Raw genomic sequence first — 24,211 nt, forward strand, 5'->3', positions numbered from 1 at the left:
TTTAATAATTCAGCAGCGCCGCCGCCATCTCCGCCCCCACATGACGCTTGAAAATGGCCAGCAGGGTGCCATCGTCGCGCATATCCTGGATGGCTTTGGCAAGGCGATCCGCCGTGGCTGGCGGCACGCGTTCCCGCGACAGGATCAGGCCATGCACCACGCTATCCTTGGGCGACCAGTCCAGCACCCGCACTTCCGCCGTCATGCCTTCCTGTTCCAGCACGGGCACCCAGCTGGTGGGCAGCGCCAGCACGGCTTGCACGCGGCCGATCTTCAGCAAGCGCACCACGGAGCGGAAATCCGGCGCATCGAATACGCGCCCCTGCGCGCGCAGCTTGTCCAGCCACGCGTCGTAATCCGTCCCATGCTTGAAACTCTTGACGACGGCGACCTTGTAATCCGGTATGGCTAAAAAGCCGTCCGGCGTGCCGGCGGACGCCGGCAAGCTGTTCAGCTGCAAGACGTAATTGCGGGTGGTGAAATACGGGATGAAGCGGGCGAACTTTTCCCGCTCCGGCGTCGGGATGCCGGACACGGACATGTCGAGCTTACCGGTCGACAATTGGGTCCAGATCCGTACCCGCGATTCCAGTGTGGTCTGGAACTGGCAGCCGGTGCGCTTCGCCAGCTCGTCGACGACGTCCTTGTCGATGCCGGCCCAGCTCCCGTCCGGCTTCTGGTAATACAGCGCGCCCAGTTCGTAAAAGGCCAGCCCCAGCGTGCCGCACTCCGGCTGGGCGGCCAGCGGCGCCGTGGCGGTCAGCGCAAGAACACAGCAAGCGACGATTTGCTTGAGCAAGACGGCCTCCCCAATATTGCTTCACAGTAGCTGAATGATGGCGGACGGTCAACGACGGTAAATTATGTTGCACCGCAAGAAATTGTGAAATTCGTTAAACTGCTGGTTACGCCGACTCAACCCCGAACCTGTTGACTGCCTCTCACATTCAAACGCGCCTGGCAGGCGCCTTGCTGGCGTTGCTGCTCTCCTTTGCGCCGCCCGCCCGCGCTGCCGTGGTCCCGCCCCAATCCAGCCGCCTGCTGGCCGACTATGCACACACCCGCTGGAACGGCTTGCAAGCCGCGCCCCGCGACGTCCTGAAATTCGCGCAGACCAGCGATGGCTGGCTGTGGATGGCCACGCCGGCCGGGCTGTTCCGCTTCGACGGGATGGCGTTCGAACGCATGGACAGCGTGCAGGGCCACCACCTGTTGTCGAGCAATGTCCTGGGCTTGCTGGCCGCATCCGACGGCCGCTTTTTCGTCGGCTACCGCTTTGGCGGCATCAGCCTGTTCACCAACGGCACGGTGCGCAATTTCGGCGAAGCGGAAGGGTTGCCGGCGGGGATCATCATGAGCATCACGGAAGGGCCGGACGGTTCCGTCTGGGCCGCAACCGGCGGCGGCCTGGCCGTGCTGCACAAGGGGGCCGCGCGCTTTGCCCAGTTGGGGCCGGACAGCGGCTTGCCGCAAGGTGTGGCGCGCCAGGTGCTGTTCAGCAAATCGGGCCGGCTCTGGGTATCGGTCCACGACGGCATCTATTACCGCGACCCGGGCCAGCAACGGTTTACCCGCTCGTGGCCGCTGCTGGATTTGATGGGGATGGCGGAAGGCCCCGACGGCACGCTATGGGCAGGCGACGGCGTCAGCCATTACTACCGCGTGCTGGCGGCGGCGCCATCAAGCAAGGCCTTAGCCAGGCCCGAACTGGACGGTAACGGCATGCTGTTCGACCGCGACGGCACGATGTGGCTGCTCAAGTCGCATGGACTGGAACGGCGGCGCGGCGACTGGCGCGCCGCACCCGGGCCGGGACAGCAACTGACCACGGAAAACGGCATCAGCGGCCCGCTGCCGCAATCGTTTTTCCAAGACCGCGAAGGCAATGTCTGGATCGGTACCAGCACGGGGATGGACCGCCTGCGCCGCAACCGCATCCACACCCTGCCCGTCGCGGCGCCATTCGACCACCCCGCCATGGCGCCGCTGCCCGGCGGCGACATGCTGATCGGCGACATGTCGCTGCCGCAAGCGCACACCGCCAGCCCGCAAGGCTTGCTGCGCAAGGTGCTCGATCGGGGCTTTTCCGCCAGCCACGGCGCCGCCGATGGCGACCTGTGGCTGGGCGACCATGCCAGCGTATGGCGCATGGAGGATGGCCGCGTGGCATGGCGCATGGCGCTGCCCCATCCGGCGCTCGGCGGGCTGACGCAGGCGCTGGCGCCCGATGCGCGCGGCCGCCTGTGGGTCTCCGTGGCGCGCGACGGCTTGTACCGGCTTGAAGACGGCATATGGCGCCGCAACGGCGGACTCGATGCGCTGCCATCGCAGCCGGGCATGCTGGCCATGACGTTGGCCATCGATGGCGGCGGCAATGTATGGGCTGGCTACCTGCGCAACCGCATTGCCCGCATCGACCGGCACGACCAGGTGCGCGTGTTTGGCGATGCCGATGGACTGGAAGTGGGCAACGTGCTGGCGCTGCGCGTGGATGGCCCGCGCGTCTGGGCCGGCGGCGAATTCGGGCTGGCGCTGTTCGAAGGCGACAAGGTATTTCACGTTGTCGGTCGGGGCGGCAAACCGTTCCGCGGCGTGTCCGGCATCGTGCGCACGGCCAATGGCGAATTGTGGCTGCACGGCGCCGATGGCGCCATCCGCATCGCCGCAGCCGACGTCGCGCGCGTGTTGCGCGACCCGGCATGGCCCGTCCCGTTCGAGCGCTTCGACGGCCTCGATGGCTTGCTGGGCGGCGCCGAACAGGTGCGGCCACTGCCATCGCTGGCGCAGGACCGCAGCGGACGGCTGTGGTTCGCCACCGCCAGCGATATCGCGACGCTCGATCCTGCAGCCATTCCCCGCAACCGCAGCGCACCGCCGGTGCAAATCCGCACCGTGCAATCGGACGGCCGCGCTTACCAGCCCTTGCAGGAAGTGGTGCTCCCCGAAGGCAGCAGCGATTTGCAGCTGGCATTTACGGCGCTCAGCCTGGGCATGCCGGAACGGGTACGCTTCCGCTACCGGCTGGAAGGCATCGACCACCACTGGCAGGATGCGGGCGAGCGGCGCGCCGCGTTCTATACCAACCTGCCGCCGGGCAGCTACCGCTTCCACGTGACTGCCGCCAATGAAGATGGCGTGTGGAACAGCAACGGCGCCGCCATCCGCATCACGATCCCGCCCATGTTCACGCAAACGCCGTGGTTCATTGCACTGCTGGCCGCGCTGGGCGCACTGGCGCTGGGAGGCCTGTACGTGCTGCGCGTGCGCCATCTGACGGCCCGCATGCACGACCGCCTGCAGGTGCGCCTGCGCGAACGGGCCCGCATCGCGCGCGGCTTGCACGACACGCTGCTGCAAAGCGTGCAAAGCCTGATCATGTTCTTCGACCGCCAGGCGCAGGCGCTGCCCTGCGATGCGCAGGAACGCAAGAAAATCGAACAGACGCTGGAACTGGCGGACCAGTTGATGATCGAGGGGCGCGACTACATCATGGAGTTACGCAGCGGCGATGCGCCGGGCGACCTGTCCGCCGCGCTGGCCGAATATGGCGGCGTGCTGCTGCACGAGCGGCTGCACACCAGCGTCCAGGGCAACCCGCGCGCACTGCTGCCGCACGTGCACGGCGAAGTGCACGCGATCGCGCGCGAAGCGCTGTTCAACGCGGCGCGCCATGCGCAGGCCGGCCGCGTCGAACTGGCGCTGGAATACGGGCGCGATTGCTTTACCCTGCGCGTCCAGGACGATGGCTGCGGCCTGGCACTTGACGTTGCCAGCACCCACGCGCGGCCCGGCCATTACGGCCTGGTCGGCATGCGCGAACGGGCCACCGCCATCGGCGCCGGATTCTCGGTCGATTCCATGCAGGGCCAGGGCACATCCATCCGCCTGTCGCTGGGCGCGAAGCTGGCCTACGTGGAACGGCGCGGCGCATGGCTGGCGCGGTTGCTGCCGGGCCGCAACCGGATGGGGACGGCGCCGTGCGGCATGGACCATTGATGCCTTCCCTGCGGCTCCCCCGATCGAGGTAGCCCGCCCTGCCCCATCGGGCCGATTCCCCCGATCGGTCCTGTTGTTACGCTCTCAAGTGTGCATTTTTTACATTTCACCTGAGAGAGCGTTCCATGAGCAACGAAACTTCCCCTGTCAATACGCGCCGCCGCCATGCACTCGCCGGCGCTGTCGGCACCGCCATTGCCGCCGTTGCCGCGCCAGCCGCCTCCGCCAAGGACACGGCCAAACCCGCCGTCAACCATGCGGGTGCCATCATCACGCGCGATGGCGTGTCGCTGTATTACAAGGACTGGGGGCCGCGCAACGGCCAGCCCATCGTGTTTTCCCATGGCTGGCCACTGTCGTCGGACAGCTGGGAATCGCAAATGATCTTCCTGGCCAGCCAGGGCTACCGCTGCATCGCCCATGACCGCCGCGGCCATGGCCGTTCCAGCCAGCCGTGGGATGGCAACGACATGGACCACTACGCCGACGACCTGGCGCAAGTGCTGGACGCGCTGGACGTCAAAAATGCCGTGCTGGTGGGCTTTTCCACCGGTGGCGGCGAAGTGGCGCGCTACATCGGCCGCCACGGCAGCAAGCGCGTGGCGAAAGCCGTGCTGGTGGCGTCGGTGCCGCCGCTGATGCTGAAAACGCCCGCCAATCCGGGCGGCTTGCCACTGTCCGTGTTCGACGGCATCCGCGCCGGTTCGCTGGCCGACCGCTCGCAACTGTACCTGGATATCGCCGGCGGCCCGTTCTACGGCTTCAACCGCCCGGGGGCGAAAGTGTCGCAAGGCTTGATCAATGCCTGGTGGGCGCAAGGCATGCAAGGCGGCCACAAGAACATGTATGACTGCATCAAGGCATTCTCGGAAACCGACTTCACCGAAGACTTGAAAAAGATCACCGTGCCGACCCTGATCGTGCACGGCGACGACGACCAGATCGTGCCGATCGATGCGGCCGGCCGCGCTTCGGCGAAGCTGGTCAAGGATTCCACCTTGCTGGTCTATCCGGGCGCGCCGCACGGCCTGACCGACACCCACAAGGACAAACTGAACGCCGACCTGCTGGCGTTCATCAAAGCGTAACTCCCCCCACCGTAAAGGAAAGAGCCATGACCATTACCGCCACCCCGACCCCGGGCGCCCTGCTGCTGTCGCCACAGGATCACACGCTGATCATGATCGACCACCAGTCGCAGATGTCGTTCGCCACCCATTCGATCGACGCCGTCACGCTGCGCAACAATGCCGCGCTGGTGGCCCATGCCGCCGCCGGCTTCAACGTGTCGACCATCCTGACCACCGTGGCGGAAAAAAGTTTTTCCGGCCCGATGTTCGATGAAATCAAGGAAGCCTTCCCGCGCGCGGAAGCCATCGACCGCACGTCGATGAATACGTGGGAAGACGCCAACGTGATCAAGCAAGTCAATGCGATCGGCAAGAAGCGCATCGTGCTGGCGGGCCTGTGGACGTCCGTGTGCATCGTCGGCCCGGCGCTGTCCGCACTGGACCAGGGTTTCGAGGTGTACGTGATTGCCGACGCATGCGGCGACGTCTCGCTGGAAGCGCACGAGCGTGCGATGGACCGCATGGTGCAGGCAGGCGCGCGCCCGGTCACGTCGCTGCAATATATGCTGGAACTGCAGCGCGACTGGGCCCGCACGGAGACTTACGACCTGACCACCGGCATCGCGAAAAAATTCGGCGGCGCCTACGGCTTGGGTATTATTTACGCGAAGAGCATGTTTAACGCACACGAAGGCTAAGCATGAAGCTGTATCTCGCCTCGCTGGCTGCCGGCCTGCTGGTCGGTATCATCTACGGAGTGCTGAACGTGCGCTCCCCCGCGCCGCCCGTCGTGGCGCTGGTGGGATTGCTGGGCATCCTGCTTGGCGAACAGTTGCCACCCCTGATCAAACAGTGGCGGCAACCGGCCGAGGCACGCACGGCCTGGCTCGATGAGCAGGTCAAGCCGCATTGCTTCGGCCAATTGCCGGGAGCTTCCTCCACTACCACCACGGACGCCAAGACTTCATGAACGCCACCCACCCCGACCTGATCCTGCACAACGGCCGCTTCACGACGCTGGACCGGACCAATCCCACCGCCAGCGCCGTGGCCGTGCGCGATGGCCGCTTCACGGACGTGGGCGACGCCCGCGCCATCCTGCCGCTGGCGGGACCGGGCACGAAGATCATCGACTTGCAGGGGCGCCCCGTGCTGCCCGGCCTGATCGACAACCACCTGCACCTGATCCGTGGCGGCTTGAATTACAACATGGAATTGCGCTGGGATGGCGTACGCAGCCTGGCCGATGCGATGGCCATGCTGCGCGCGCAAGTGGCGATCACACCCGCGCCGCAATGGGTGCGCGTGGTGGGGGGCTTCACGGAACACCAGTTCGTGGAAAAGCGCTTGCCGACACTGGACGAATTGAACGCGGTGGCGCCCGACACGCCGGTATTCATCCTGCACCTGTACGACCGCGCCCTGCTGAACGGCGCCGCGCTGCGCGCCGTCGGCTACACGAAAGACACGCCGGAACCGCCGGGCGGGCAAATCCTGCGCGACAGCGCGGGCAACCCGAACGGCCTGCTGCTGGCCAAACCCAATGCGTCGATCCTGTATGCGACCCTGGCCAAAGGCCCGAAACTGCCGCCGGAATACCAGAAGAATTCCACGCGCCACTTCATGCGGGAACTGAACCGCCTGGGCGTCACCGGCGCGCTCGATGCGGGCGGCGGCTTCCAGAATTACCCGGACGATTACCGGATCATCGAAGAACTGGCCAACGAAGGCGCGCTGACGGTGCGCCTGGCGTACAACCTGTTCACGCAAAAGCCCAAGGAAGAAAAGGAAGACTTCCTGAAATGGACCGCAGGCAGCAAGTACCAGCAGGGCGACGATTATTTCCGCCATAACGGCGCCGGCGAAATGCTGGTGTTTTCCGCGGCCGACTTCGAGGACTTCCGCCAGCCGCGCCCGGATATGCCGGCCAACATGGAAGACGACCTGGAAGGCGTGGTGCGCATCCTCGCGCAAAACCGCTGGCCGTGGCGCATGCACGCGACGTACGATGAAACCATCTCTCGCGCGCTGGACGTCTTCGAGAAAGTGAACCAGGACATCCCGCTGCAGGGTTTGCACTGGTTCTTCGACCATGCGGAAACCATTTCGCCGCAATCGATCGACCGCATTGCCGCGCTGGGCGGCGGTGTGGCGGTACAGCACCGCATGGCCTACCAGGGCGAATACTTTGTCGAACGCTACGGCGCGGCGGCGGCCGAAGCGACGCCGCCGGTGGCGCACATGCTGCGTTCCGGCGTCAACGTGTCGGCCGGTACGGACGCCACCCGCGTCGCCTCGTACAACCCGTGGGTTTCGCTGTCATGGCTGGTGACGGGGCAGACGGTGGGCGGCTTGCGCATCACGCCGCGCCACAATTGCCTGGACCGCGACGCGGCGCTGCGCATGTGGACGGAAAACGTGACGTGGTTCTCGAATGAAGTGGGCAAGAAAGGCCGCATCGCGCCTGGCATGCTGGCCGACCTGATGGTGCCGGACCGCGATTTCTTCACGTGCGCGGAAAGCGAGATCGCCGATACCACGGCGCTGCTGACGATGGTGGGCGGCAAGGTGGTGTATGGCGCGGGACCGTTCTCCGGCGAGGACGCGCCGGTCCCGCCGGCCATGCCGGACTGGTCGCCGGTGCGGCGCTATGGCGGATACGGCGCCTGGGGCGCCGGGGCGGCATCGGCGCCTGCCGCACCGGCCGTACAGCACGCGGCATGCGGCTGCTCCAGCAGTTGCGGCATGCACGGCCACCGGCATGCGACGGCGTGGACCAAATCGCTGCCGGTATCGGATTTGAAAAGCTTCTGGGGCGCGCTGGGGTGTTCGTGCTGGGCAGTGTGATGCTAGAGCGACAGAAAACCCCGCTGCAGCGCCAAGGTGACCGCATGCGTGCGGTCGTTCGCGCCCAGCTTGGACAGGATCGTGCGCATGTGCGCCTTCACGGTTTCCTCGGCAATCGCCAACTGCTGCGCGATGCGCTTGTTGGAATTGCCGGCCGCCGCACAGCGCAGCACTTCCGTCTCCCGGTCGCTGAGCACGGGCTCCCCCATGTGCTGCGCCAGTTCCATGGCAATGTCGGACGGCACGTGGCGCAAGCCCGCGTGCACGGCCCGTATCGCGTCCAGCAATTCCTTACGCACGCTGCTCTTGAGCAGGAAGCCGGACGCCCCGGCCTGCAATGCGCGGCGGATTTGCGCGTCGCCCTTGTACGTGGTCAGCATCACGATGCGGGCATGGGAAAAATCGTTACGGATCGCCCGCAGCGCGGTCACGCCGCACATTTCCGGCATCGCGATATCCATGATGGTGACGTCCGGCCGGCAGGCGGCAAATGCGCTCACCGCTTCGCGCCCATCGGCCGCTTCACCGGCCAGCCGCATGTCGGGTTGCGCGGCGATGGTCTCGGCCAGGCCGGCGCGCAGCATCGGGTGGTCATCGACCACCAGCACGCGGATCGGGGAAATGGTGGTACAGGCGCTCTCGAACATGCGGCCAATATAACAAGGCATTGCCTTGGCGGCAACAACATCACGGGACACTACCTCGATCGGGGTATTCCGCTTTTGCCTGGAGTATCGCAATGACGCTTCCTTCACGCTGGTGCGCGCTGCTGCACTCGCCGCTGGTGCGCTGGCTATGTTTGCTGTTGCTGTGCGCCGCTTACCTGCAGGGCGGCTTGACCAAGCTGTCCGGCTTCGATGGCGCGGTGGCCGAGATGCGCCACTTCGGCCTGGCGCCGGCGGAACCATTGGCGGTGCTGGTGATCGCGGGGGAACTGGGCGCGTCGCTGATGATCCTGACGGGCCGCGCACGCTGGCTGGGCGCGGCCGGGCTGGCGCTGTTCACGCTGGCCGCCACGCTGGTCGCCAACCGCTACTGGGAAATGCAGGGCATGGAACGCTTCATGGCGGCCAACGCGTTTTATGAACACCTGGGACTGGCCGGCGCCTTCCTGCTGGTCGCGTGCCAGGACCTGGACCGGCGCCAGCGCATATGACCGCGGACAATACCGTAGTGAACCGCCATACCGGTGCGCTGCTGAGCTTTTTGGCCGGCTATGCGGACACGGTGGGCTTTGTCGGACTGGGCGGCTTGTTCACGGCCCACGTGACGGGCAACTTCGTGTTGCTGGGCTATGCGCTGGTCGGCCCGGTGCAGGGCATCATCCCCAAATTGCTGGCCTTCCCCGTCTTCGTGCTGGCGATTGCCGCCACGCGCGTGCTGGTGGCGCGCTGGCAGCAACGGGGCCGGCCGGCGCTGGCCCGGGCCATGATGCTGCAGGCGCTGCTGCTGCTTGCGTCCAGCGCCAGCGCATGGCTGGGTGGCCCGATCACCGCACCCGACACGCCATATGCGCTGGCGTGCGGCATGCTGTGCGTGGCCGCCATGGCGGCGCAAAACGCGTACGGCAAGCTGCTGTTGCCGCAACTGCCCGCCACCACCGTCATGACGGGCAACGTCACGCAACTGGTCATCGCCATTACCGATGCGCGCGGCGGCAACTGGCCGCCGGCCGCCGGTCACGTGCTGGCCGGCGTGCTGGGATTCGCCGCCGGTGCGTGCTGTGGCGCGCTGATGGGGCACTGGTCGCTGCCGCTGGCCATGCTGTCCGCCTGCGCGCCGCTGGTGCTGTTGGCATGGCAGGCGCGCCGCGCCGCCTGACTTCCCGTCCGTCCTGTCAGTCCCGCCGAGCCGGCTTTGCGCCGGCTTTTTTTCGTTTACACAACACCAACACGATCCCTGTACTTTTTTGCCACGTTTACGTAGTAATATTACACACCCACTATGCGTGATGCTTAAAACCCGACTACAAACAATCATGTAGTGGCTTACATAAAGAAAATTCCAGGGAGACAGTCATGAATCAACTGAGTAGTTTCACTACAAAAATTTCTGTAGTCGCCGTATGCGGCGCGCTGGCGGTATTGGCCGGTTGCGGCGCCGGCAACGACGGGGCGGACGCGGGCAAGGTGCGCATGGGTGGCACGGCTTCCGCTTCGGCCAGCGCGGCGGTGGCAGCGCCGGTGGCGCCCGGTTCGATCCGCATGCACTTCCACCGCACGCAGGGCGATGAGGCGCAGTGGGGCGTGTATTCGTGGGATGGCCCCGTCAACCCCAGTTCCGCGTGGATTTCCACCCGCTTCATGATGACGGGCAGCGACAGCTTCGGCGGCTATGTCGACATTCCCGTCAACACGGCCAAGTCCGCGATCTGGTTCCTCGTGACCGATGGCGGCGGCAACAAGAATTGCGGCGCCGACCAGTCGGCCGGCTTCAATGCCGATATCGCGTCCAACGGCCAGGAAGTGTGGATGCTCGAAGGCGATTGCACCGTGTACAAGTCGCAACCCGCCATCAGTTACGGCAACCTGAACCAGGCCAATGCGCACTGGCTGTCCGCCGACACGCTGGCCTGGCCCGGCGTTCCCGCCGGCGGCAGCTACAAACTGTATTACGCGGCCAATGGCGGCCTGGGCTCGGACGTCACCGGCGTCACGGGCTACGACAGCGCCATGGACTTGACGGCATCGTCGTCGCTGCCGGCCGCGCTGAACACCAAATACCCGCACCTGATGGGCGCGACCGCGCTGACGTTGTCGGCCAACGATGCCGCCACGGTGGCGGCGAAAGCCTCGGGCCAGTTCGCCATCGCGCAATTCGATGCCAACGGCAAGCTGGTGCAAGTGACGTCGCTGCAAATGAGCGGCATGCTCGACACCGTGTTTGCACCGCAGGCGGCCAACGCGGAACTGGGCGTCACGTTCGACCGCAACAACGTGCCAACCTTCCGCGTGTGGGCGCCAACCGCGAAAGCCGTCAGCCTGAACCTGTATGCCGATGCCGGCGGCGCCCGCGTGCGCCAGGTGGCCATGACGCGCGACGCCGCCAGCGGCGTATGGCGCTACACGGCGCCGGATGCGTCGATGACGAACCGGTACTACTACACGTATGACGTGCAGGTGCTGTCCCGCTGGGCCAACAACACCGTCGTCACCAATACCGTGACCGACCCGTATTCCGTCAGCCTGAATGCCAACAGCCAGCGCAGCTTCATCGCCAACCTGGACAGCAGCGCCATGAAGCCCAATGGCTGGGACCATCACAACATCCCCAAGCTGGACAGCGCCGCCGACATCGCGCTGTATGAATTGCACGTGCGCGACTTCAGCGCCGGCGACAGCAGCGTGCCGCCCGAACACCGTGGCAAATACCTGGCCTTCACCGACAGCCGCTCGAATGGCATGCGCCACTTGCGCGCCATGCGCGAAGCGGGCCTGTCGCACGTGCACCTGTTGCCCGCGTTCGACTTTGCCAGCGTCAATGAAGCGGGATGCACGACGCCGGCCATCCCGTCGGCGCCGGCCGACTCCACGTCGCAGCAGGCGGCCGTCGAGCAGTCGCGCGGCCTCGATTGCTTCAACTGGGGCTACGATCCCGTGCATTACGGCGCGCCGGAAGGCAGCTACGCCAGCAACGCCAACGATGGCGCCGCCCGCGTCCGCGAATTCCGCGCCATGGTGCAGGGCTTGCACGACGAAGGGCTGCGCGTGACGATGGACGTGGTGTACAACCACACCAGCGCATCGCAGCAGGGCCAGTTGTCCGTGCTCGACAAGATCGTGCCGGCGTATTACTACCGCCTCAACGCCAACGGCGGCATCACCAACGACAGCTGCTGCGCCGATACCGCGCAGGAAAACACCATGATGGCCAAGCTGATGATCGACACGGCCAGCATGTGGGTGCGCGATTACAAGGTGGACAGCTTCCGCTTCGACATCATGGGCTTCACGCCGCTGGCCGTGATGCGCCAGTTGCAAACGGCCGTCAACCGCGCGGCGGGCCGCGACATCTATATTTACGGCGAAGCGTGGAATTTCGGCACGGTCAGCAACGATGCGCGCTTCGTGCAGGCGCGCCAGGCCAACATGTTCGGCTCAGGCATCGGTTCCTTCAACGACCGCCTGCGCGACGCCGTGCGCGGCGGTGGCTGCTGCGATGGCGGCGAAGCGCTGATCAGCCAGCAGGGCTTCATCAACGGCGCCTACTACGATCCGAATGCGAAGGCGTATCAAAGCAAGGATGACTTGCTGCGCCTGGGCGACCTGGTGAAAGTGGGCTTGTCCGGCACGCTGCGCGACTACAGCTTCACGGACCGCTTGGGCAACGTGAAGAAAAACGCGGACATCGATTACTTTGGCCAGAAGGCCGGCTTTGCCGCCAGCCCGGTGGAGACCATCAACTACATCGAAGCGCACGACAACCAGACGCTGTTCGACATCAATGCCTTCAAGCTGCCGCAAAACACGCCGCTGGCGGACCGCGTGAAGGTGCAAAACCTGGGCGCCGCCATCACCGTGCTGTCGCAGGGCATCCCGTTCCTGCACGCGGGCCAGGAAATCCTGCGCTCGAAATCGCTGGACCGCGACAGCTACGATGCGGGCGACTGGTTCAACAAGCTCGATTACAGCTATGGCGCCAACAACTTCGGCGTGGGCTTGCCGATGGCCGGCGTCAACCAGTCCAACTGGAGCCTGATGTCGCCTATCCTGACCAATCCGCAGATCAAGCCGGACACGCAAGCCATTGTCTCGGCGCGCGACTACATGAACGACATGTTGGCGATCCGCCAGGATACGTCGCTGTTCCGCCTGCGCACGGCGAAGGATGTGTCGGAACGCCTGCGCTTCCACAACACGGGACCGCAACAGGTGCCGGGCGTGATCGCGATGAGCATCGATGGCCAGCATCCGCAGCGCTACGACGGCGCGAAGTACAAGTCGGTCGTCACGCTGTTCAACGTGGACAAGGTGGCGAAGACCGTGCTGTTGCCGGAACTGCGGGGGCGCAAGCTGAAAGTGCACAAGGTGCAGCTGAAGTCCGAGGCGGACCGGCTGGCGCGCACCGCGCAATATGATGCCGCAACGGGCGGTTTCACGATCCCGCCGCGCACCACGGTGGTGTTCGTGGAAAATGCGGCGCACGACGACTAAGCTGTAAAAAAGGGGCCGATGCGTCGGCCCCTTCTTCCTCTAGAACTTCATCTCGACGTTGGCTTGCAACCGCGCCGAGCCGGGATTCCAGCTGCGCGTCTCGCTGGTCCCGCTCACGTCCACGTAGCGGGATTCGCCGCGGTTATCCTCGCCCAGCGCATTGTTGACGGACAAGCGCACCTGCAAACCGGTGCGCACCTTGTACAGCCAGTACGCTTCCAGCTCGCGCCGTCCCTGCTGGCGGATGAATTGCTGCTCCGACTGGCGCACCATGCCCCCCCCACGGTAAGCGAGGCTGGCGCCGGCGCTGAATTGGTCTTCGCGGTAGTCGGCGCCCAGGGTGACGGTCAGCGGAATTTGCTGGTCGAGGCGGTTGTCCGGTCCCGGCACGGAATCGACGGCCGACCAGTTGCGGTTAGCGCTGAAGCGGAAGTCGAATGGCAGCGCATCCTTGTCGAACGCTTTCAGCGGGAATTTCACTTCCACGTCGAGCGTGCGCACTTGCGCCTTGCCCTCGTTCAGCGGCAGGCTCAGCCAATGTCCCGGACGGTCTTCGATCAGCCGCGTGCGGATATAGTCGCGGATACTGCGCTGCGACGCCCCCACGGAAAACACGGCGCCCGGCGCCCAGAAGTGTTCATAGGTCAGGTCGATGCCGTTGGCCAGTTCCGGCTTCAGGTTCGGGTTGCCGCTGCTGTCCGGCGTGAAGCGCGTGTTCAGGTCCGCCTCGTAGCGGCGCGCCGTCAACTGGTACGTCTGCGGCGCCTTGAACGTGCGTGTCAGCGCCATGCGCAACTGGCGGCCGCTCTTGTCGGGGAATTTGTACAGGGTTTGCGCGACGGGGCTCAGCACGTGCGTGCTGGATTGCGTGTCGGCCAGGCCGGCGCCGCTGCTGTCGGTGCGGATCGACTCCCAGCGGGCGCCCATGTACACCGACCAGTCTTTCGTCACGTTCCACTCGTCCTGCCCGTAAGCGGCCAGCTTGACGACTTTCGGACGGAAGCTTTCGCGGATCGTGTCCAGCGGGCCACCGACCAGGCCTTCCACGCGCACAGACGTGTCCTCCGTCAGGTTGCTGCTGGCTTCCCAGCCGCCGGCGATCGCGTGCCCGTCAAACAAGGTGCGCGTGTATTTGCCGGTGGTGCTGTAGTTGGTATAGAGGCTGCGGCTGTCCGAATCGCGGCGCAATACGGTCGCATGGTCGGCCGTCGCGGACGGCCGCACAGTATCGTTGTCGTTGCGGCCCCGCGAAGCGGACAGTTTGGCATCGAGCTTGCCACCCCACAGCTTGACCACCCAGTTGACGTCGCCGCCGCCAAACAACCCGCTGCTGGACGTGTCGCTGCTGCGGTCCACATAGTCGGGCCAACCGAAACTGCCGACGCGGTTGGTGGTCAGCGCATGCCAGTTGTAGGCGGAGCGCATCGCTTGCAGGTAGCCACTGACGTTTAATTGCTCGTCGTCCGGCAATTTCCAGTTCAAGCGCGGCTGCAGACCCAGCATGTTGGAGCGGTTGCGCGATTCGGAAACCGTATCGCGCCACTGCACCACCTGCCCTTGCGGCGTGAGGAAACGGTCGGTCGATGTGCCAGGGGTGCTGCCTTCGTTATGGCCCAGCATGGCGTTCAGGTAGTACGACAGGTTGTCCACGCGGTCCGCCAGCGTCCCCATCATGAACAGGTTGCTGCTTTGGTCGGAGCGCGCGCCATTGATGCGCAAGTCGCGCTGCGGCTTGGCCACGACTTTCTTCAGCACGATATTGATGGTGCCGGCAATCGCCTGCATCGAGTGTTCGGCAGTCGCGGCGCGGATCACTTCGATTTTCTCGATCTGTTCCGGCGTCACCGTGTCCATCGAAAACCCCGGTGGCGGACGCTCGCCGTTGACGAGGATTTGCGTATATCCATTGCCCAGGCCGCGCATGCGGATGGCGTTGCCGATCACCGTGACGCCGGGGGCGCGTTTCAGCACGTCGAACACATTGGTGTCGCCGAACTTGATGATTTCTTCGTGGCTGAGGACAGTCTTGCTGGCGGTATCGTCGCGGCGCGGATCATAAGCTTGCGTATCGCCTTTGATTTCCACGCGCTGGATGGTCTTGCCGCTGTCGGCCTTGCCGGCCTTGGCCGCCGGCGCCGCCCCTTCCGCACCACCTGCCTTGCTTTCCGCCTGCTCGGCCAGCGCGGCGGAACCGGCCGTCAGCAGCGTGATTGCCATGGCGATACGGGTCAATGGGAATTTCATTATTTCCTTGAGGGAATTGCAAATTTCGCAAATTATGCACAGGATTTTTCCCTCTGTACAACTTCTGCAACATGCTGAAACAAATACTCACGCTCTTGAGCGCAGCCGAAAATTTCCCACGCCATTTAAATGCCGGGCACTTTTTTCCAAATGAGAACTTTGGGGCCAGGCCCCGTAATGTCGACTAGTTGGACACCAATGAAAAACGGGACCGAAGTCCCGTTCTTGTGCAGTGCGCGAGGCGCTTATTTGGCGGCGGCGGCAGCCTTGCGTGCCGGCGCTTTTTTCGCGGCGGGTTTGACTGCGGCTTTCGCAGCCGGCTTGTCGGCGGCTTTTTTCGCTGCCGGCTTTTTCGCCGGCGCCGCTGCTTCCGCGCCGCCGTCCGCATCGTTCGCCGCGCCGTCGTCATTGGCGGCGGCCTTGGTTTTCGCACCCGGCTTGGCCTTGCGTTCTTCGAATTCGAAGCCGATCTTGCCATCCTTGCCCTTGACCAGGAAGGCCTTGAACGGACGGCGCGTGCGCTGCGAAATGAAGCCCGGCAGCAAATCCGTCTTGCCATCGTTGAGCAGCTTGCTCATCTGCTCCGGCAGGATTTCCTGTTGCAGGATAATGCGGCTGGAACGGAAGTCGCACGCCTTCGGCTTCGCGACCGTGTGCTCGCACACGTAGGCCAGGCCCATTTCATACACATGGCCTGTGCATTTCGGGCATGGACCGACCGGCGTCTGGTTCGAGAAATCGACGCCTTCGCCATCTTCGCCTTCTTCATCGTTCTGGCCGAAGTCGAATTCCAGCTTGAAGTTCTTGATCTCTTCATCGCGCACGATGCGCAGGATGGCGGCAAACGGACGGCCCATCTTCGAACGGAAACCTTGCAGCGGACCGATGGTGCGTTCCTTCAGCAATTCTTCCACTTCGTTGATTTCAAACTGGCGGCTGCCCGGCGTTTTCGTCATCGAGAATTCGCACTTGGTGCACGCAAAGCGGCGGTAGTTTTCCTTGACGGTGCCGCCGCAATTCGGGCACGGCGTCGTCAGCGTCGCGTAATCGCCGGGGATCGTATCGTTGTCGTATTCCTTGGCGCGCTTGACGATAATCTGCGTCATTTGCGCGATTTCACGCATGAATTCTTCGCGCGAAATCTTGCCCTTCTCCATCTGCGACAGCTTGTATTCCCACTCGCCCGTCAATTCCGGCGCCGTCAATTCATCCACGCCCAGGCCATGCAGCAAGGTCATCAGCTGCGATGCTTTCGCGGTCGGGATCAGGTCGCGGCCTTCGCGCAACAGGTATTTTTCCGTCAGCAGACCTTCAATGATGGCGGCGCGCGTGGCCGGCGTGCCCAGGCCCTTGCCGGCCATCGCATCGCGCAATTCGTCAGAATCCACCAGCTTGCCCGCGCCTTCCATAGCCGACAGCAACGTCGCCTCGTTGTAGCGCGCAGGCGGTTTCGTCACCAGTCCGTTCGGCGTGACTTTCTCGGTGTGGACTTTCTCGCCCTTCTCCACCGCCACCAGGTTGCCGCCGCCATCCTTGTCGTCGGTAACGTCCTTGCCATAGATGGCCATCCAGCCCGGATTGGTCATCACCTTGCCTTCGGTCTTGAACTGATGGCCCGCGACTTCCGTGAAGCGCGTGGTGACGAGGAATTCCGCCGCCGGGAAGAACACGGCCATGAAGCGGCGCGTGACCAGGTCGTACAGTTTCTGTTCCGGCTCCGACAAGCCTTTCGGGACCGTGCCGGTCGGGATGATGGCAAAGTGGTCCGAGATCTTCGTGTTGTCGAAGATGCGCTTGTTCGGCTTGACCCAGCCCTTGGTCAGGATCTGCTTGGCAAACGTGTGGTAATTGTTGTTCTCGCCCAGCACGCCCAGCACTTGCTTGGCCGTGTCCAGGTAATCTTCCGGCAGGTGGCGCGAATCGGTACGCGGGTAAGTCAGCACCTTGTGCTTTTCATACAGCGCCTGCGCCAGGCCCAGCGTGTTCTTGGCGGAGAAACCGAAGCGGCCGTTGGCCTCACGCTGCAGGCTGGTCAGGTCGAACAGACCGGGCGCCATCGACGTGGTCGGCTTCGACTCTTCCGTGACGATACCCTGCTTGCCCTTGCACGCGACGACGATGCTGTCCGCGGCGGCTTTCGACCACAGGCGTTCCGCTTTCTTTTCCGGATCCTGCTCGTCTTTCTTGAACTTGGTGTCCAGCCAGCGGCCTTCATAAATGCCGTTGGCACAGATGAATTCCGCGCGCACTTCCCAGTAATCGCGCGGCACGAACTTCTTGATTTTCTCTTCGCGCTCGACCACGATCGACAAGGTCGGCGTCTGCACGCGACCCACGGTGGTCAGGTAAAAACCGCCTTCTTTCGAATTGAACGCGGTCATGGCGCGGGTGCCGTTAATGCCGATCAGCCAGTCCGCTTCCGAACGGCAGCGCGCGGCATCGGCCAGCGGCAGCATTTCTTCATCGCTGCGCAAGCGGGAAAAGCCGTCGCGGATCGCGGCCGGCGTCATCGATTGCAGCCACAGGCGCTTGATCGGCTGCTTGGCCTTGGCATTCTGCGCGATCAGACGGAAGATCAATTCACCCTCGCGGCCCGCGTCACATGCGTTAATCAGGGCGGTAACATCTTTACGCTTGATCAGCTTGTTCAACACCTTGAGGCGCGATTCGGTCTTGGCGATGGGATTCAGCGCGAAGTACGGGGGAATCATCGGCAAGTGCGTGAAACTCCATTTGCCCCGCTTGACGTCATATTCCTCTGGAACGGCAATTTCCAGCAGGTGGCCGACGGCGGACGACAGCACATACTCGTCGGATTCAAAGTACTCATCGTGCTTGGTAAAGCCGCCCAGCGACTTCGCGATATCGTTCGCGACAGAAGGCTTCTCGGCGATGATGAGGGTTTTGGTCATAGTGTTGAATTCTCTTTTTTATACTGTAGTGGCGACACGGCACGCTTGCTAAGTGCACGAGCGGTGTGGCAAAGCGAGGTATACGGGTCAGTGCAACAGGCGCGGCAACTGGTCTTCATCCGAACCGAACAGATCGTCGAACATCAGCGCATCCGGCTCCTTGCCCTGGCTCCACAACACCAGCAAGACAATGATCTTCAGTTTGCCCAGCGACACGGGGATTTCATTCAGCGCCAGCGCGCGCTCGATGACGATTTCACGCTGCAATGGCGACAGCACTTGCGCGCTCTCCAGAAACTGGATGAAGCCGATCGCCGGTGTGCCTAACGCATCCCTTTCCTCTTCCACATAATAGCGGATACCAGTGGAAGCAGCCGTCGGCGCCTGCTCGGCGCCGGCCATTGCATTCAAGTCTGTCAGCCAGACCAGCGCTTCGGAAATCTCCATGTCGTCGAACCCGACGGCCGACAGTTTCCGCGCCAGCGCGGCCGGCTCAGGGCACGCGTCGGGACGGTAATAAGTCTCATAGAGATAAACCAGGATGTCGAACATGGCGCTACTCTAACAGTTAAGATCGGCGAAACACAAGTCCCGCACTTTAATAGCGTCGGGCTCAGTTTTGCAACCTTTGATAGATTCCGCCCGGTAATCTCTCGATCAATCCCGCCAATTCCAGCGCCAATAAATGGCCTTGCGTATCAGGCAGCGGCAAACCCGCCCGCTGCGCCAGCGCCTCGGCGGGCGCCGGATCGTGGCCCAGCGCCACCAGCAATTCGGCCAGTTGCCCATGCACGGCGGCGCTGCGCTGGGCGCGTGAACTTTCCGCGCACCCATGCATGCCCGGTTGCACCACATCCAGCACGTGGGCCACCGATTCCACCAGGATCGCGCCCTTGCGCAACAATTCGTGGCAGCCATGGGCCAGCGGCGAATGAATCGATCCGGGGATGGCCATCACGTCGCGCCCCTGCTCCGCCGCCAGCTTGGCCGTGATCAGCGAACCGGATTTCTCCGCCGCCTCCACCACCAGCACGCCCCGCGATAACCCGCTGAGAATACGGTTACGCTTGGGGAAGTGGTCCGGCCTTGGCGGCGTGCCCAGCGGATATTCGCTGACGATGCAGCCCTGCTCCGCAATCCGCTGCATCAAGTCCAGGTTGCGCCGGGGATAGGCGAGATCGATGCCCGCGCCGATCACGGCCACGGTGGAGCCTTGCCCCGCCAGTCCGCCCCGGTGCGCCGCCGCATCGATGCCCAGCGCCAGCCCGGACACGACCACCAGCCCTGCTTCCGAAATTCCCCGCGCAAACTGTTCGGCATGGGCCACGCCTTGCGCACTGGCATTGCGCGCGCCCACCACGCCGACCGCGGGCCGGCCCAGCAGCGAACGGTCCCCTTCTATATATAGAAGCACGGGCGGATCCGCGATTTCTTTCAGCAGCGGCGGGTAATCCGCATCGCCGGCCACCATCAGGCTGCAGCCCGGCTGCCGCGCCCACGCCAGCGCTTCGTCCGTCATGCGCGCCAGTTGGTCCAGCCAGTCCGGGCGAGGATTGTGCAAAGCGTTCACCGCCGCGTCGAGATGGCAGGCGGGCAGCACGTCGGCCAGCCATTCAGCCAGTGTCTCGGGGGCGGTGCTGAAAATTGCGGCAGGGTCTGCCTGTTGATCGAGCAGCGCTTTGGCGGCCACGGGGCCGACGTGGGGCGTTTCCGCCAGGCGCAACCAGGCAGCCGCGTCGCGCTGGCTGCCTGGCATTGCATCGGCTGGGATCTCCGTGGCTTGCACGGCGTCGGTTACTCCGGCGATGTGGCGACGTCGCCTACCTCGACTGGTTCGGTCACCTGCATGATCAAGCCATAAGAAATATGTTTGAACACGCGGAAGATAAACAAGCTGCCCACTTCTTCATCCGGCAGCTTGACCTGCGGATCGCCGAGGTTGTGCCAGCCTTTGCTGGCACCAGCATCGGTGACCATCTTCCCCCGATGGTACAACTGCAGCACAGAGCCGACATCGAGTCCGTCAACCTTGCCCCGGTTGACAGAGACCACCTGGTTCTGGCCCGCGTGCGTGACGCCGCCATAAATGGCGACCACATTCGCATTGACTTTACGCTCCGGCGGATGCGGCACGAAATGGTTCATCGGTGTGGGCGGCATTTGCATCAACATGTCGCCCTTGCCCATTTCTTCTTTCGCCGTGGCCACGACAAAGGTATGGACATCCGACCCCGCGGCGGCCGGCTTCACCAATTTCAAGGTGCCCAGGTAAAACGCTTCCTGGCCGATGACCGCTTTAGTGATGGGGTCTTTCAATGGCTTACCGGGCCGGAACACCTGGAACGACGTGCCATCTTTCAGATCGCCCCGCACATAGGCTTTTTCATCCTTGCCCATGAACATGTGCCCCTCTTGCGCGGCAATGATGCGGGGCGCATTGGCCAGTTCATCGTTTTCAATGATCAGCGGCTGCGACAGGAAAGGTTCGATCGCGCCGTTCGGAATGGACTTGACGGCATCCTTGCCCAGCCCTTCCATGCGCAACTGCGGTTGCAGGCGCAAGTCCGACGGATTGCCGGCCCCGCCCGCGCCGCCCATGCCCACCGGCGTGCCCAGCCGCAAGCGGCCCGATGCACGGTCCAGGTAGACGATCTGGCCCGGATAAATCCAGTGAGGATTCCTGATTTCCTCCTTGTTCATGCCCCAGACCTGCGGCCAGCACCACGGTTTTTCCAGGAATCGCCCGGAAATGTCCCATAGCGTATCGCCTTTGACCACCACGTGCTGGTCCGGCGCATTGGGGCGGAAATCGCACTGCATGGCTTGCGCCCCGGACATCGCCGCACTGGAAATAAGGCAGGCGATCGTCAGGCGTGCGCCGACTGTGCTAAAATTTTTCATTGATAAAGGCCTTTCCCACCAAAGGCTTTGGCGCAGTGAATTGCCGTAGTGAATCAAATTTCTGCCCATAATACCCTGAACTCACAAGAACAGTCACACAGCGCACGCGCGGCGTTGCTGGCCAGCCTTGTTGTATTTTTAAGTCTCTGACCCCGCATGTCCAAACTGAATATCCTCCGCTACCCCGATCCGCGCCTGCACAAAGTTGCCAAGCCCGTCACCGTATTCGATGCCCGCCTGGCCAAACTGGTGGAAGACATGGCTGAAACCATGTACGACGCGCCCGGCGTCGGCCTGGCGGCCACCCAGGTGGACGTGCACGAACGCCTGATGATCATCGACGTCACCGAAGACAAGACCGGCCTGAGAGCCTACATCAACCCGGAAATCGTCTGGTCCAGCGAAGAAAAGCAGGTCTACGATGAAGGTTGCCTGTCGGTGCCCGGCGTCTACGACGGCGTTGAACGCCCGGCCCGCGTCAAGGTCCGCGCACTCGACGTCAAGGGCGAGCCCTTCGAAGTGGAAGCCGATGGCTTGCTGGCTGTATGCATTCAGCACGAAATGGACCATTTGATGGGTAAAGTGTTCGTTGAATACCTGTCACCCTTGAAGCGCAACCGCATCAAGACCAAAATGGTCAAGGAAGAACGCGAGATTGCGCGCGACCAGGCTTCGCGCGCCCAACGCCGCCGATAGGCCGTTTAGAGCATTTCAGCGGCCGGGCCCGGTATGCCCCGGCCCGCCGCGTGTCCGCCATCAAAGAGGAACAATAATGAAAATCGTCTTCGCCGGCACGCCAGAATTCGCGGCAGTCGCATTGCAGGCCCTGCATGAAGCAGGCTTCGAGATTCCCCTGGTGCTGACCCAGCCCGACCGTCCGGCCGGACGCGGCATGCATTTGCAGCCGTCGGCCGTCAAACAATACGCCGTCGCCCACAACATTCCTGTCGCCCAGCCGCTGTCGCTGCGCATGGACAGCAAGGACCCGCAGCGCGCGGCCGAAGCCAGGGAAGCGCATGAGCGCCTGCTGGCCACGGATTACGATGCGATGGTGGTGGCCGCTTACGGCCTGATCCTGCCCCGCAGCACGCTCGACATCAAGCCCTGCATCAACATCCACGGTTCCCTGCTGCCGCGCTGGCGCGGCGCCGCGCCGATCCACCGCGCCATTGAAGCGGGCGATGCGGAAACGGGCGTCACCATCATGGAAATGGAAGAAGGCCTGGATACCGGCCCGATGCTGCTGATCGAGCGCTTGCCGATCGGCCCGCACGACACCACGGCCATCCTGCACGACAAGCTGGCCGCCATGGGCGCCGCCATGTGCGTCAAAGTGCTGCGCAAGATGGAACACGGCGTGGTCGAAGCCGTGCCGCAACCGGAAGCCGGCGTCACCTATGCCGCCAAGATCAGCAAGGACGAGGCCACGCTGGATTTCACCGCGTCCGCCAAAGAAATCGGCCGCAAGATCCGCGCCTTCAACCCGTTCCCCGGCGCGCATGGGTCCGTCAATGGCGTCACCATCAAGCTGTGGAATGCCGAAGTACTCGATGCGGACAGTTCCGCGCCGGCCGGCCAGGTATTGGCGGCCGATGCGCAGCATGGCATCGTCGTGGCCTGCGGTTCCGGCTCGCTGCGCCTGACGGAATTGCAAAAGCCGGGCGGCAAGCGCCTGCCGGCTGCCGAGTTCATTAAAGGTTTCCCACTGGACGGCCTGACGTTCGAGTGAACGATATTGTCCGCATGGACCAGCTGGCCGCGTTGCGCGCCCTGCGCAAGGTGGTCGAGCTGGGCAGTTTTACCGCCGCCGCGGAAGCGCTGGGCTTGTCCCACACCGCCATTTCCCGCCAGATCGCCCAGCTGGAAGCCAAGCTGGGCAGCCAACTGCTGAACCGCACCACACGCCGCTTTGCGCTGACCGAAGCGGGCAAGCAATACTATGAAGCGTGCAAGCAAATCCTCGATGCGCTCGATGCGGCGGACCGCGCCGTCAGCGACCACCAGGCCCGCCCGGCCGGCACGTTGCGCATCAATGCGCCGATGGCGTTCGGCACGCTGGAACTGGCGGAATGGCTGCCGGATTTCCTGGCCCGGTACCCGGAATTGCAGGTCGACCTGGTCTGCAACGACCGCATCGTCGACCTGATCGAAGACGGTTTTGACGTGGCGCTGCGGCTGACGCGCGAACTGCCGGACTCCACCTTGATCGCGAAACGGCTGGCCACCAGCGACGTGTTGCTGGTGGCCAGCCCGCAATACCTGGCGCGCCATGGCACACCGCAAACGCCCCAGGATTTGCTGGCGCATAACTGCATGACGTACACGCAGGTGCTGCGGCCCCAGGACTGGACCTTCATCGACGCCGACGGCGTGGCGCAAACCATCGCCGTGCGGGGCACGCTGCAAGCCAATACGGGGATCGCGCTGCGCACGGCCGCGTTGCGCGGCCTCGGCGTCGCCACCACGGCATCGTTCATCGTGCACGAGGACTTGAAGGCGGGCCGTCTCGTGAAGCTGTTGCCGGCCTATGCGCTGAAACCGCGCGAACTGTATGCGCTGTACCCGCACAACCGGCATCTGTCGCCGAAAGTGCGGGCCTTTGTCGATTACGCGGCGGACGTGTACCGCGGGCGGCGCTGGGACTGACCGCCCCCGGCACGCACGTTACATCGCCATCCGCTTCACCGCCCGCACCTGCTGCGTGATGCCACCCCAGCCCCATGCGGCAGGACGCGCATCATCGATGTGCACGTAGCTGACTTCATGCAGCGGTCCCAGCAGTTCCGCCATGCCGTGATAAATCGCGTCGATATACGCGGCCTTTTCCAGCGCGGTATTGGTTTCGTCGCTGATCTTGATGTCGAGGAAGAAACTGGCCTTGCGCTGCGCCGCCATCGTCTTGCCGTCGACAAACCACTGCTGCAGCGGCACATACTGGATGGCAATCGCCGTCAATTCCGGCGCCTTGTGCAGGATGCCTTGGGTGTGGCGCATCAGCAGCGCCGCAGCCTGTTCCGTTAATTGCGCATTGGGTTCGGCGGACATCGTCAGGTTCAAGATAGGCATGATCACACTCCTCGTTTCATGG

The 24,211-nt window shown here is 63.8% G+C and carries 19 protein-coding genes; 11 read left to right on the plus strand and 8 right to left on the minus strand.

Annotated elements, in window-relative coordinates:
* Nucleotide 1: 1 nt before the first annotated feature.
* Nucleotides 2–799 carry a substrate-binding periplasmic protein gene (locus GJ700_RS16085; protein WP_154375582.1) on the minus strand — a complete coding sequence of 266 codons (798 nt, stop codon included), beginning with the start codon at nucleotides 797–799 and terminating at the stop codon, nucleotides 2–4.
* A gap of 131 nt (nucleotides 800–930) precedes the next feature.
* On the opposite strand from GJ700_RS16085, the gene GJ700_RS16090 reads away from it, so the two are divergent.
* The 5 genes from GJ700_RS16090 (at nucleotide 931) to GJ700_RS16110 (ending at nucleotide 7,913) form a co-directional block, all read left to right on the plus strand.
* Entirely contained in the window at nucleotides 931–3,996 is a 3,066-nt protein-coding gene (locus GJ700_RS16090) for a sensor histidine kinase (RefSeq protein ID WP_154375584.1), read from the plus strand.
* A gap of 125 nt (nucleotides 3,997–4,121) precedes the next feature.
* The gene (locus GJ700_RS16095; protein WP_154375586.1) at nucleotides 4,122–5,084 is read left to right on the plus strand and encodes an alpha/beta fold hydrolase; all 963 of its coding nucleotides are present in this window, start codon (nucleotides 4,122–4,124) and stop codon (nucleotides 5,082–5,084) included.
* A gap of 26 nt (nucleotides 5,085–5,110) precedes the next feature.
* Nucleotides 5,111–5,764, plus strand: coding sequence for a hydrolase (locus tag GJ700_RS16100; protein WP_154375588.1), 654 nt, complete (start codon nucleotides 5,111–5,113; stop codon nucleotides 5,762–5,764).
* A 2-nt stretch (nucleotides 5,765–5,766) separates the two neighbouring features.
* On the plus strand, nucleotides 5,767–6,036 hold the full coding sequence (locus tag GJ700_RS16105; RefSeq protein ID WP_154375590.1) for a DUF1427 family protein: 270 nt from the start codon (nucleotides 5,767–5,769) through the stop codon (nucleotides 6,034–6,036).
* Nucleotides 6,033–7,913 carry an amidohydrolase gene (locus GJ700_RS16110; RefSeq protein WP_154375592.1) on the plus strand — a complete coding sequence of 627 codons (1,881 nt, stop codon included), beginning with the start codon at nucleotides 6,033–6,035 and terminating at the stop codon, nucleotides 7,911–7,913. Before GJ700_RS16105 ends, GJ700_RS16110 begins: the two co-directional genes overlap by 4 nt.
* A 2-nt stretch (nucleotides 7,914–7,915) precedes the next feature.
* On the opposite strand, the gene GJ700_RS16115 is transcribed toward GJ700_RS16110, so the two are convergent.
* Nucleotides 7,916–8,581, minus strand: coding sequence for a response regulator (locus GJ700_RS16115; RefSeq protein ID WP_229507034.1), 666 nt, complete (start codon nucleotides 8,579–8,581; stop codon nucleotides 7,916–7,918).
* A gap of 71 nt (nucleotides 8,582–8,652) precedes the next feature.
* Here GJ700_RS16115 and GJ700_RS16120 point away from each other — a divergent pair, with 71 nt between their 5' ends.
* The 3 genes from GJ700_RS16120 to pulA all read left to right on the plus strand — a co-directional run bounded on the left by GJ700_RS16120 (nucleotide 8,653) and on the right by pulA (nucleotide 13,066).
* Nucleotides 8,653–9,069 (plus strand): DoxX family protein, encoded by a 417-nt coding sequence (locus tag GJ700_RS16120; RefSeq protein ID WP_154375594.1) that lies wholly within the window; start codon nucleotides 8,653–8,655, stop codon nucleotides 9,067–9,069.
* 17 nt (nucleotides 9,070–9,086) lie between these two features.
* Entirely contained in the window at nucleotides 9,087–9,734 is a 648-nt protein-coding gene (locus GJ700_RS16125) for a YoaK family protein (RefSeq protein WP_371867981.1), read from the plus strand.
* A 197-nt stretch (nucleotides 9,735–9,931) separates the two neighbouring features.
* Nucleotides 9,932–13,066 carry a pullulanase-type alpha-1,6-glucosidase gene (gene pulA, locus GJ700_RS16130; protein ID WP_154375597.1) on the plus strand — a complete coding sequence of 1,045 codons (3,135 nt, stop codon included), beginning with the start codon at nucleotides 9,932–9,934 and terminating at the stop codon, nucleotides 13,064–13,066.
* 39 nt (nucleotides 13,067–13,105) lie between these two features.
* On the opposite strand, the gene GJ700_RS16135 is transcribed toward pulA, so the two are convergent.
* From GJ700_RS16135 to GJ700_RS16155, 5 genes are all read right to left on the minus strand, one after another.
* Nucleotides 13,106–15,310, minus strand: coding sequence for a TonB-dependent receptor plug domain-containing protein (locus GJ700_RS16135; protein WP_154375599.1), 2,205 nt, complete (start codon nucleotides 15,308–15,310; stop codon nucleotides 13,106–13,108).
* 245 nt (nucleotides 15,311–15,555) lie between these two features.
* A complete protein-coding gene (locus GJ700_RS16140) occupies nucleotides 15,556–18,222 on the minus strand; it encodes a DNA topoisomerase III (protein ID WP_154375601.1) in 2,667 nt (888 codons plus the stop codon).
* Between the two features lie 87 nt (nucleotides 18,223–18,309).
* The gene (locus GJ700_RS16145) at nucleotides 18,310–18,774 is read right to left on the minus strand and encodes a Smg family protein (protein ID WP_154375603.1); all 465 of its coding nucleotides are present in this window, start codon (nucleotides 18,772–18,774) and stop codon (nucleotides 18,310–18,312) included.
* A 61-nt stretch (nucleotides 18,775–18,835) separates the two neighbouring features.
* Nucleotides 18,836–19,978 (minus strand): DNA-processing protein DprA, encoded by a 1,143-nt coding sequence (gene dprA / locus GJ700_RS16150; RefSeq protein WP_154375605.1) that lies wholly within the window; start codon nucleotides 19,976–19,978, stop codon nucleotides 18,836–18,838.
* A gap of 38 nt (nucleotides 19,979–20,016) precedes the next feature.
* A complete protein-coding gene (locus tag GJ700_RS16155; protein ID WP_154375607.1) occupies nucleotides 20,017–21,123 on the minus strand; it encodes a LysM peptidoglycan-binding domain-containing protein in 1,107 nt (368 codons plus the stop codon).
* Between the two features lie 156 nt (nucleotides 21,124–21,279).
* Here GJ700_RS16155 and def point away from each other — a divergent pair, with 156 nt between their 5' ends.
* From def to GJ700_RS16170, 3 genes are all read left to right on the plus strand, one after another.
* Nucleotides 21,280–21,819 carry a peptide deformylase gene (gene def, locus GJ700_RS16160; protein WP_154375609.1) on the plus strand — a complete coding sequence of 180 codons (540 nt, stop codon included), beginning with the start codon at nucleotides 21,280–21,282 and terminating at the stop codon, nucleotides 21,817–21,819.
* Nucleotides 21,820–21,895: 76 nt separating this feature from the next.
* On the plus strand, nucleotides 21,896–22,852 hold the full coding sequence (gene fmt / locus GJ700_RS16165) for a methionyl-tRNA formyltransferase (protein ID WP_154375610.1): 957 nt from the start codon (nucleotides 21,896–21,898) through the stop codon (nucleotides 22,850–22,852).
* Complete coding sequence (locus GJ700_RS16170) at nucleotides 22,849–23,769, plus strand: LysR family transcriptional regulator (protein WP_371867983.1); 921 nt, start codon at nucleotides 22,849–22,851, stop codon at nucleotides 23,767–23,769. The genes fmt and GJ700_RS16170 overlap by 4 nt, the downstream gene beginning before the upstream one ends.
* A gap of 18 nt (nucleotides 23,770–23,787) precedes the next feature.
* On the opposite strand, the gene GJ700_RS16175 is transcribed toward GJ700_RS16170, so the two are convergent.
* Entirely contained in the window at nucleotides 23,788–24,189 is a 402-nt protein-coding gene (locus GJ700_RS16175) for a tautomerase family protein (protein WP_154375612.1), read from the minus strand.
* Nucleotides 24,190–24,211: the final 22 nt, after the last annotated feature.

The sequence above is a fragment of the Pseudoduganella rivuli genome (assembly GCF_009674485.1).
Classification (GTDB): Bacteria; Pseudomonadota; Gammaproteobacteria; order Burkholderiales; family Burkholderiaceae_D; genus Rugamonas; species Rugamonas rivuli_B.

Coding starts and splice junctions, on each gene's coding strand:
- GJ700_RS16105 (WP_154375590.1), top strand. CDS start 5,767: ATGAAGCTGTATCTCGCCTCGCTGGCTGCCGGCCTGCTGGTCGGTATC.
- pulA (WP_154375597.1), top strand. CDS start 9,932: ATGAATCAACTGAGTAGTTTCACTACAAAAATTTCTGTAGTCGCCGTA.
- GJ700_RS16115 (WP_229507034.1), bottom strand. CDS start 8,581: ATGCCTTGTTATATTGGCCGCATGTTCGAGAGCGCCTGTACCACCATT.
- dprA (WP_154375605.1), bottom strand. CDS start 19,978: ATGCCAGGCAGCCAGCGCGACGCGGCTGCCTGGTTGCGCCTGGCGGAA.
- GJ700_RS16100 (WP_154375588.1), top strand. CDS start 5,111: ATGACCATTACCGCCACCCCGACCCCGGGCGCCCTGCTGCTGTCGCCA.
- GJ700_RS16120 (WP_154375594.1), top strand. CDS start 8,653: ATGACGCTTCCTTCACGCTGGTGCGCGCTGCTGCACTCGCCGCTGGTG.
- GJ700_RS16110 (WP_154375592.1), top strand. CDS start 6,033: ATGAACGCCACCCACCCCGACCTGATCCTGCACAACGGCCGCTTCACG.
- GJ700_RS16175 (WP_154375612.1), bottom strand. CDS start 24,189: ATGCCTATCTTGAACCTGACGATGTCCGCCGAACCCAATGCGCAATTA.
- GJ700_RS16095 (WP_154375586.1), top strand. CDS start 4,122: ATGAGCAACGAAACTTCCCCTGTCAATACGCGCCGCCGCCATGCACTC.
- GJ700_RS16145 (WP_154375603.1), bottom strand. CDS start 18,774: ATGTTCGACATCCTGGTTTATCTCTATGAGACTTATTACCGTCCCGAC.
- GJ700_RS16135 (WP_154375599.1), bottom strand. CDS start 15,310: ATGAAATTCCCATTGACCCGTATCGCCATGGCAATCACGCTGCTGACG.
- def (WP_154375609.1), top strand. CDS start 21,280: ATGTCCAAACTGAATATCCTCCGCTACCCCGATCCGCGCCTGCACAAA.
- GJ700_RS16140 (WP_154375601.1), bottom strand. CDS start 18,222: ATGACCAAAACCCTCATCATCGCCGAGAAGCCTTCTGTCGCGAACGAT.
- fmt (WP_154375610.1), top strand. CDS start 21,896: ATGAAAATCGTCTTCGCCGGCACGCCAGAATTCGCGGCAGTCGCATTG.
- GJ700_RS16155 (WP_154375607.1), bottom strand. CDS start 21,123: ATGAAAAATTTTAGCACAGTCGGCGCACGCCTGACGATCGCCTGCCTT.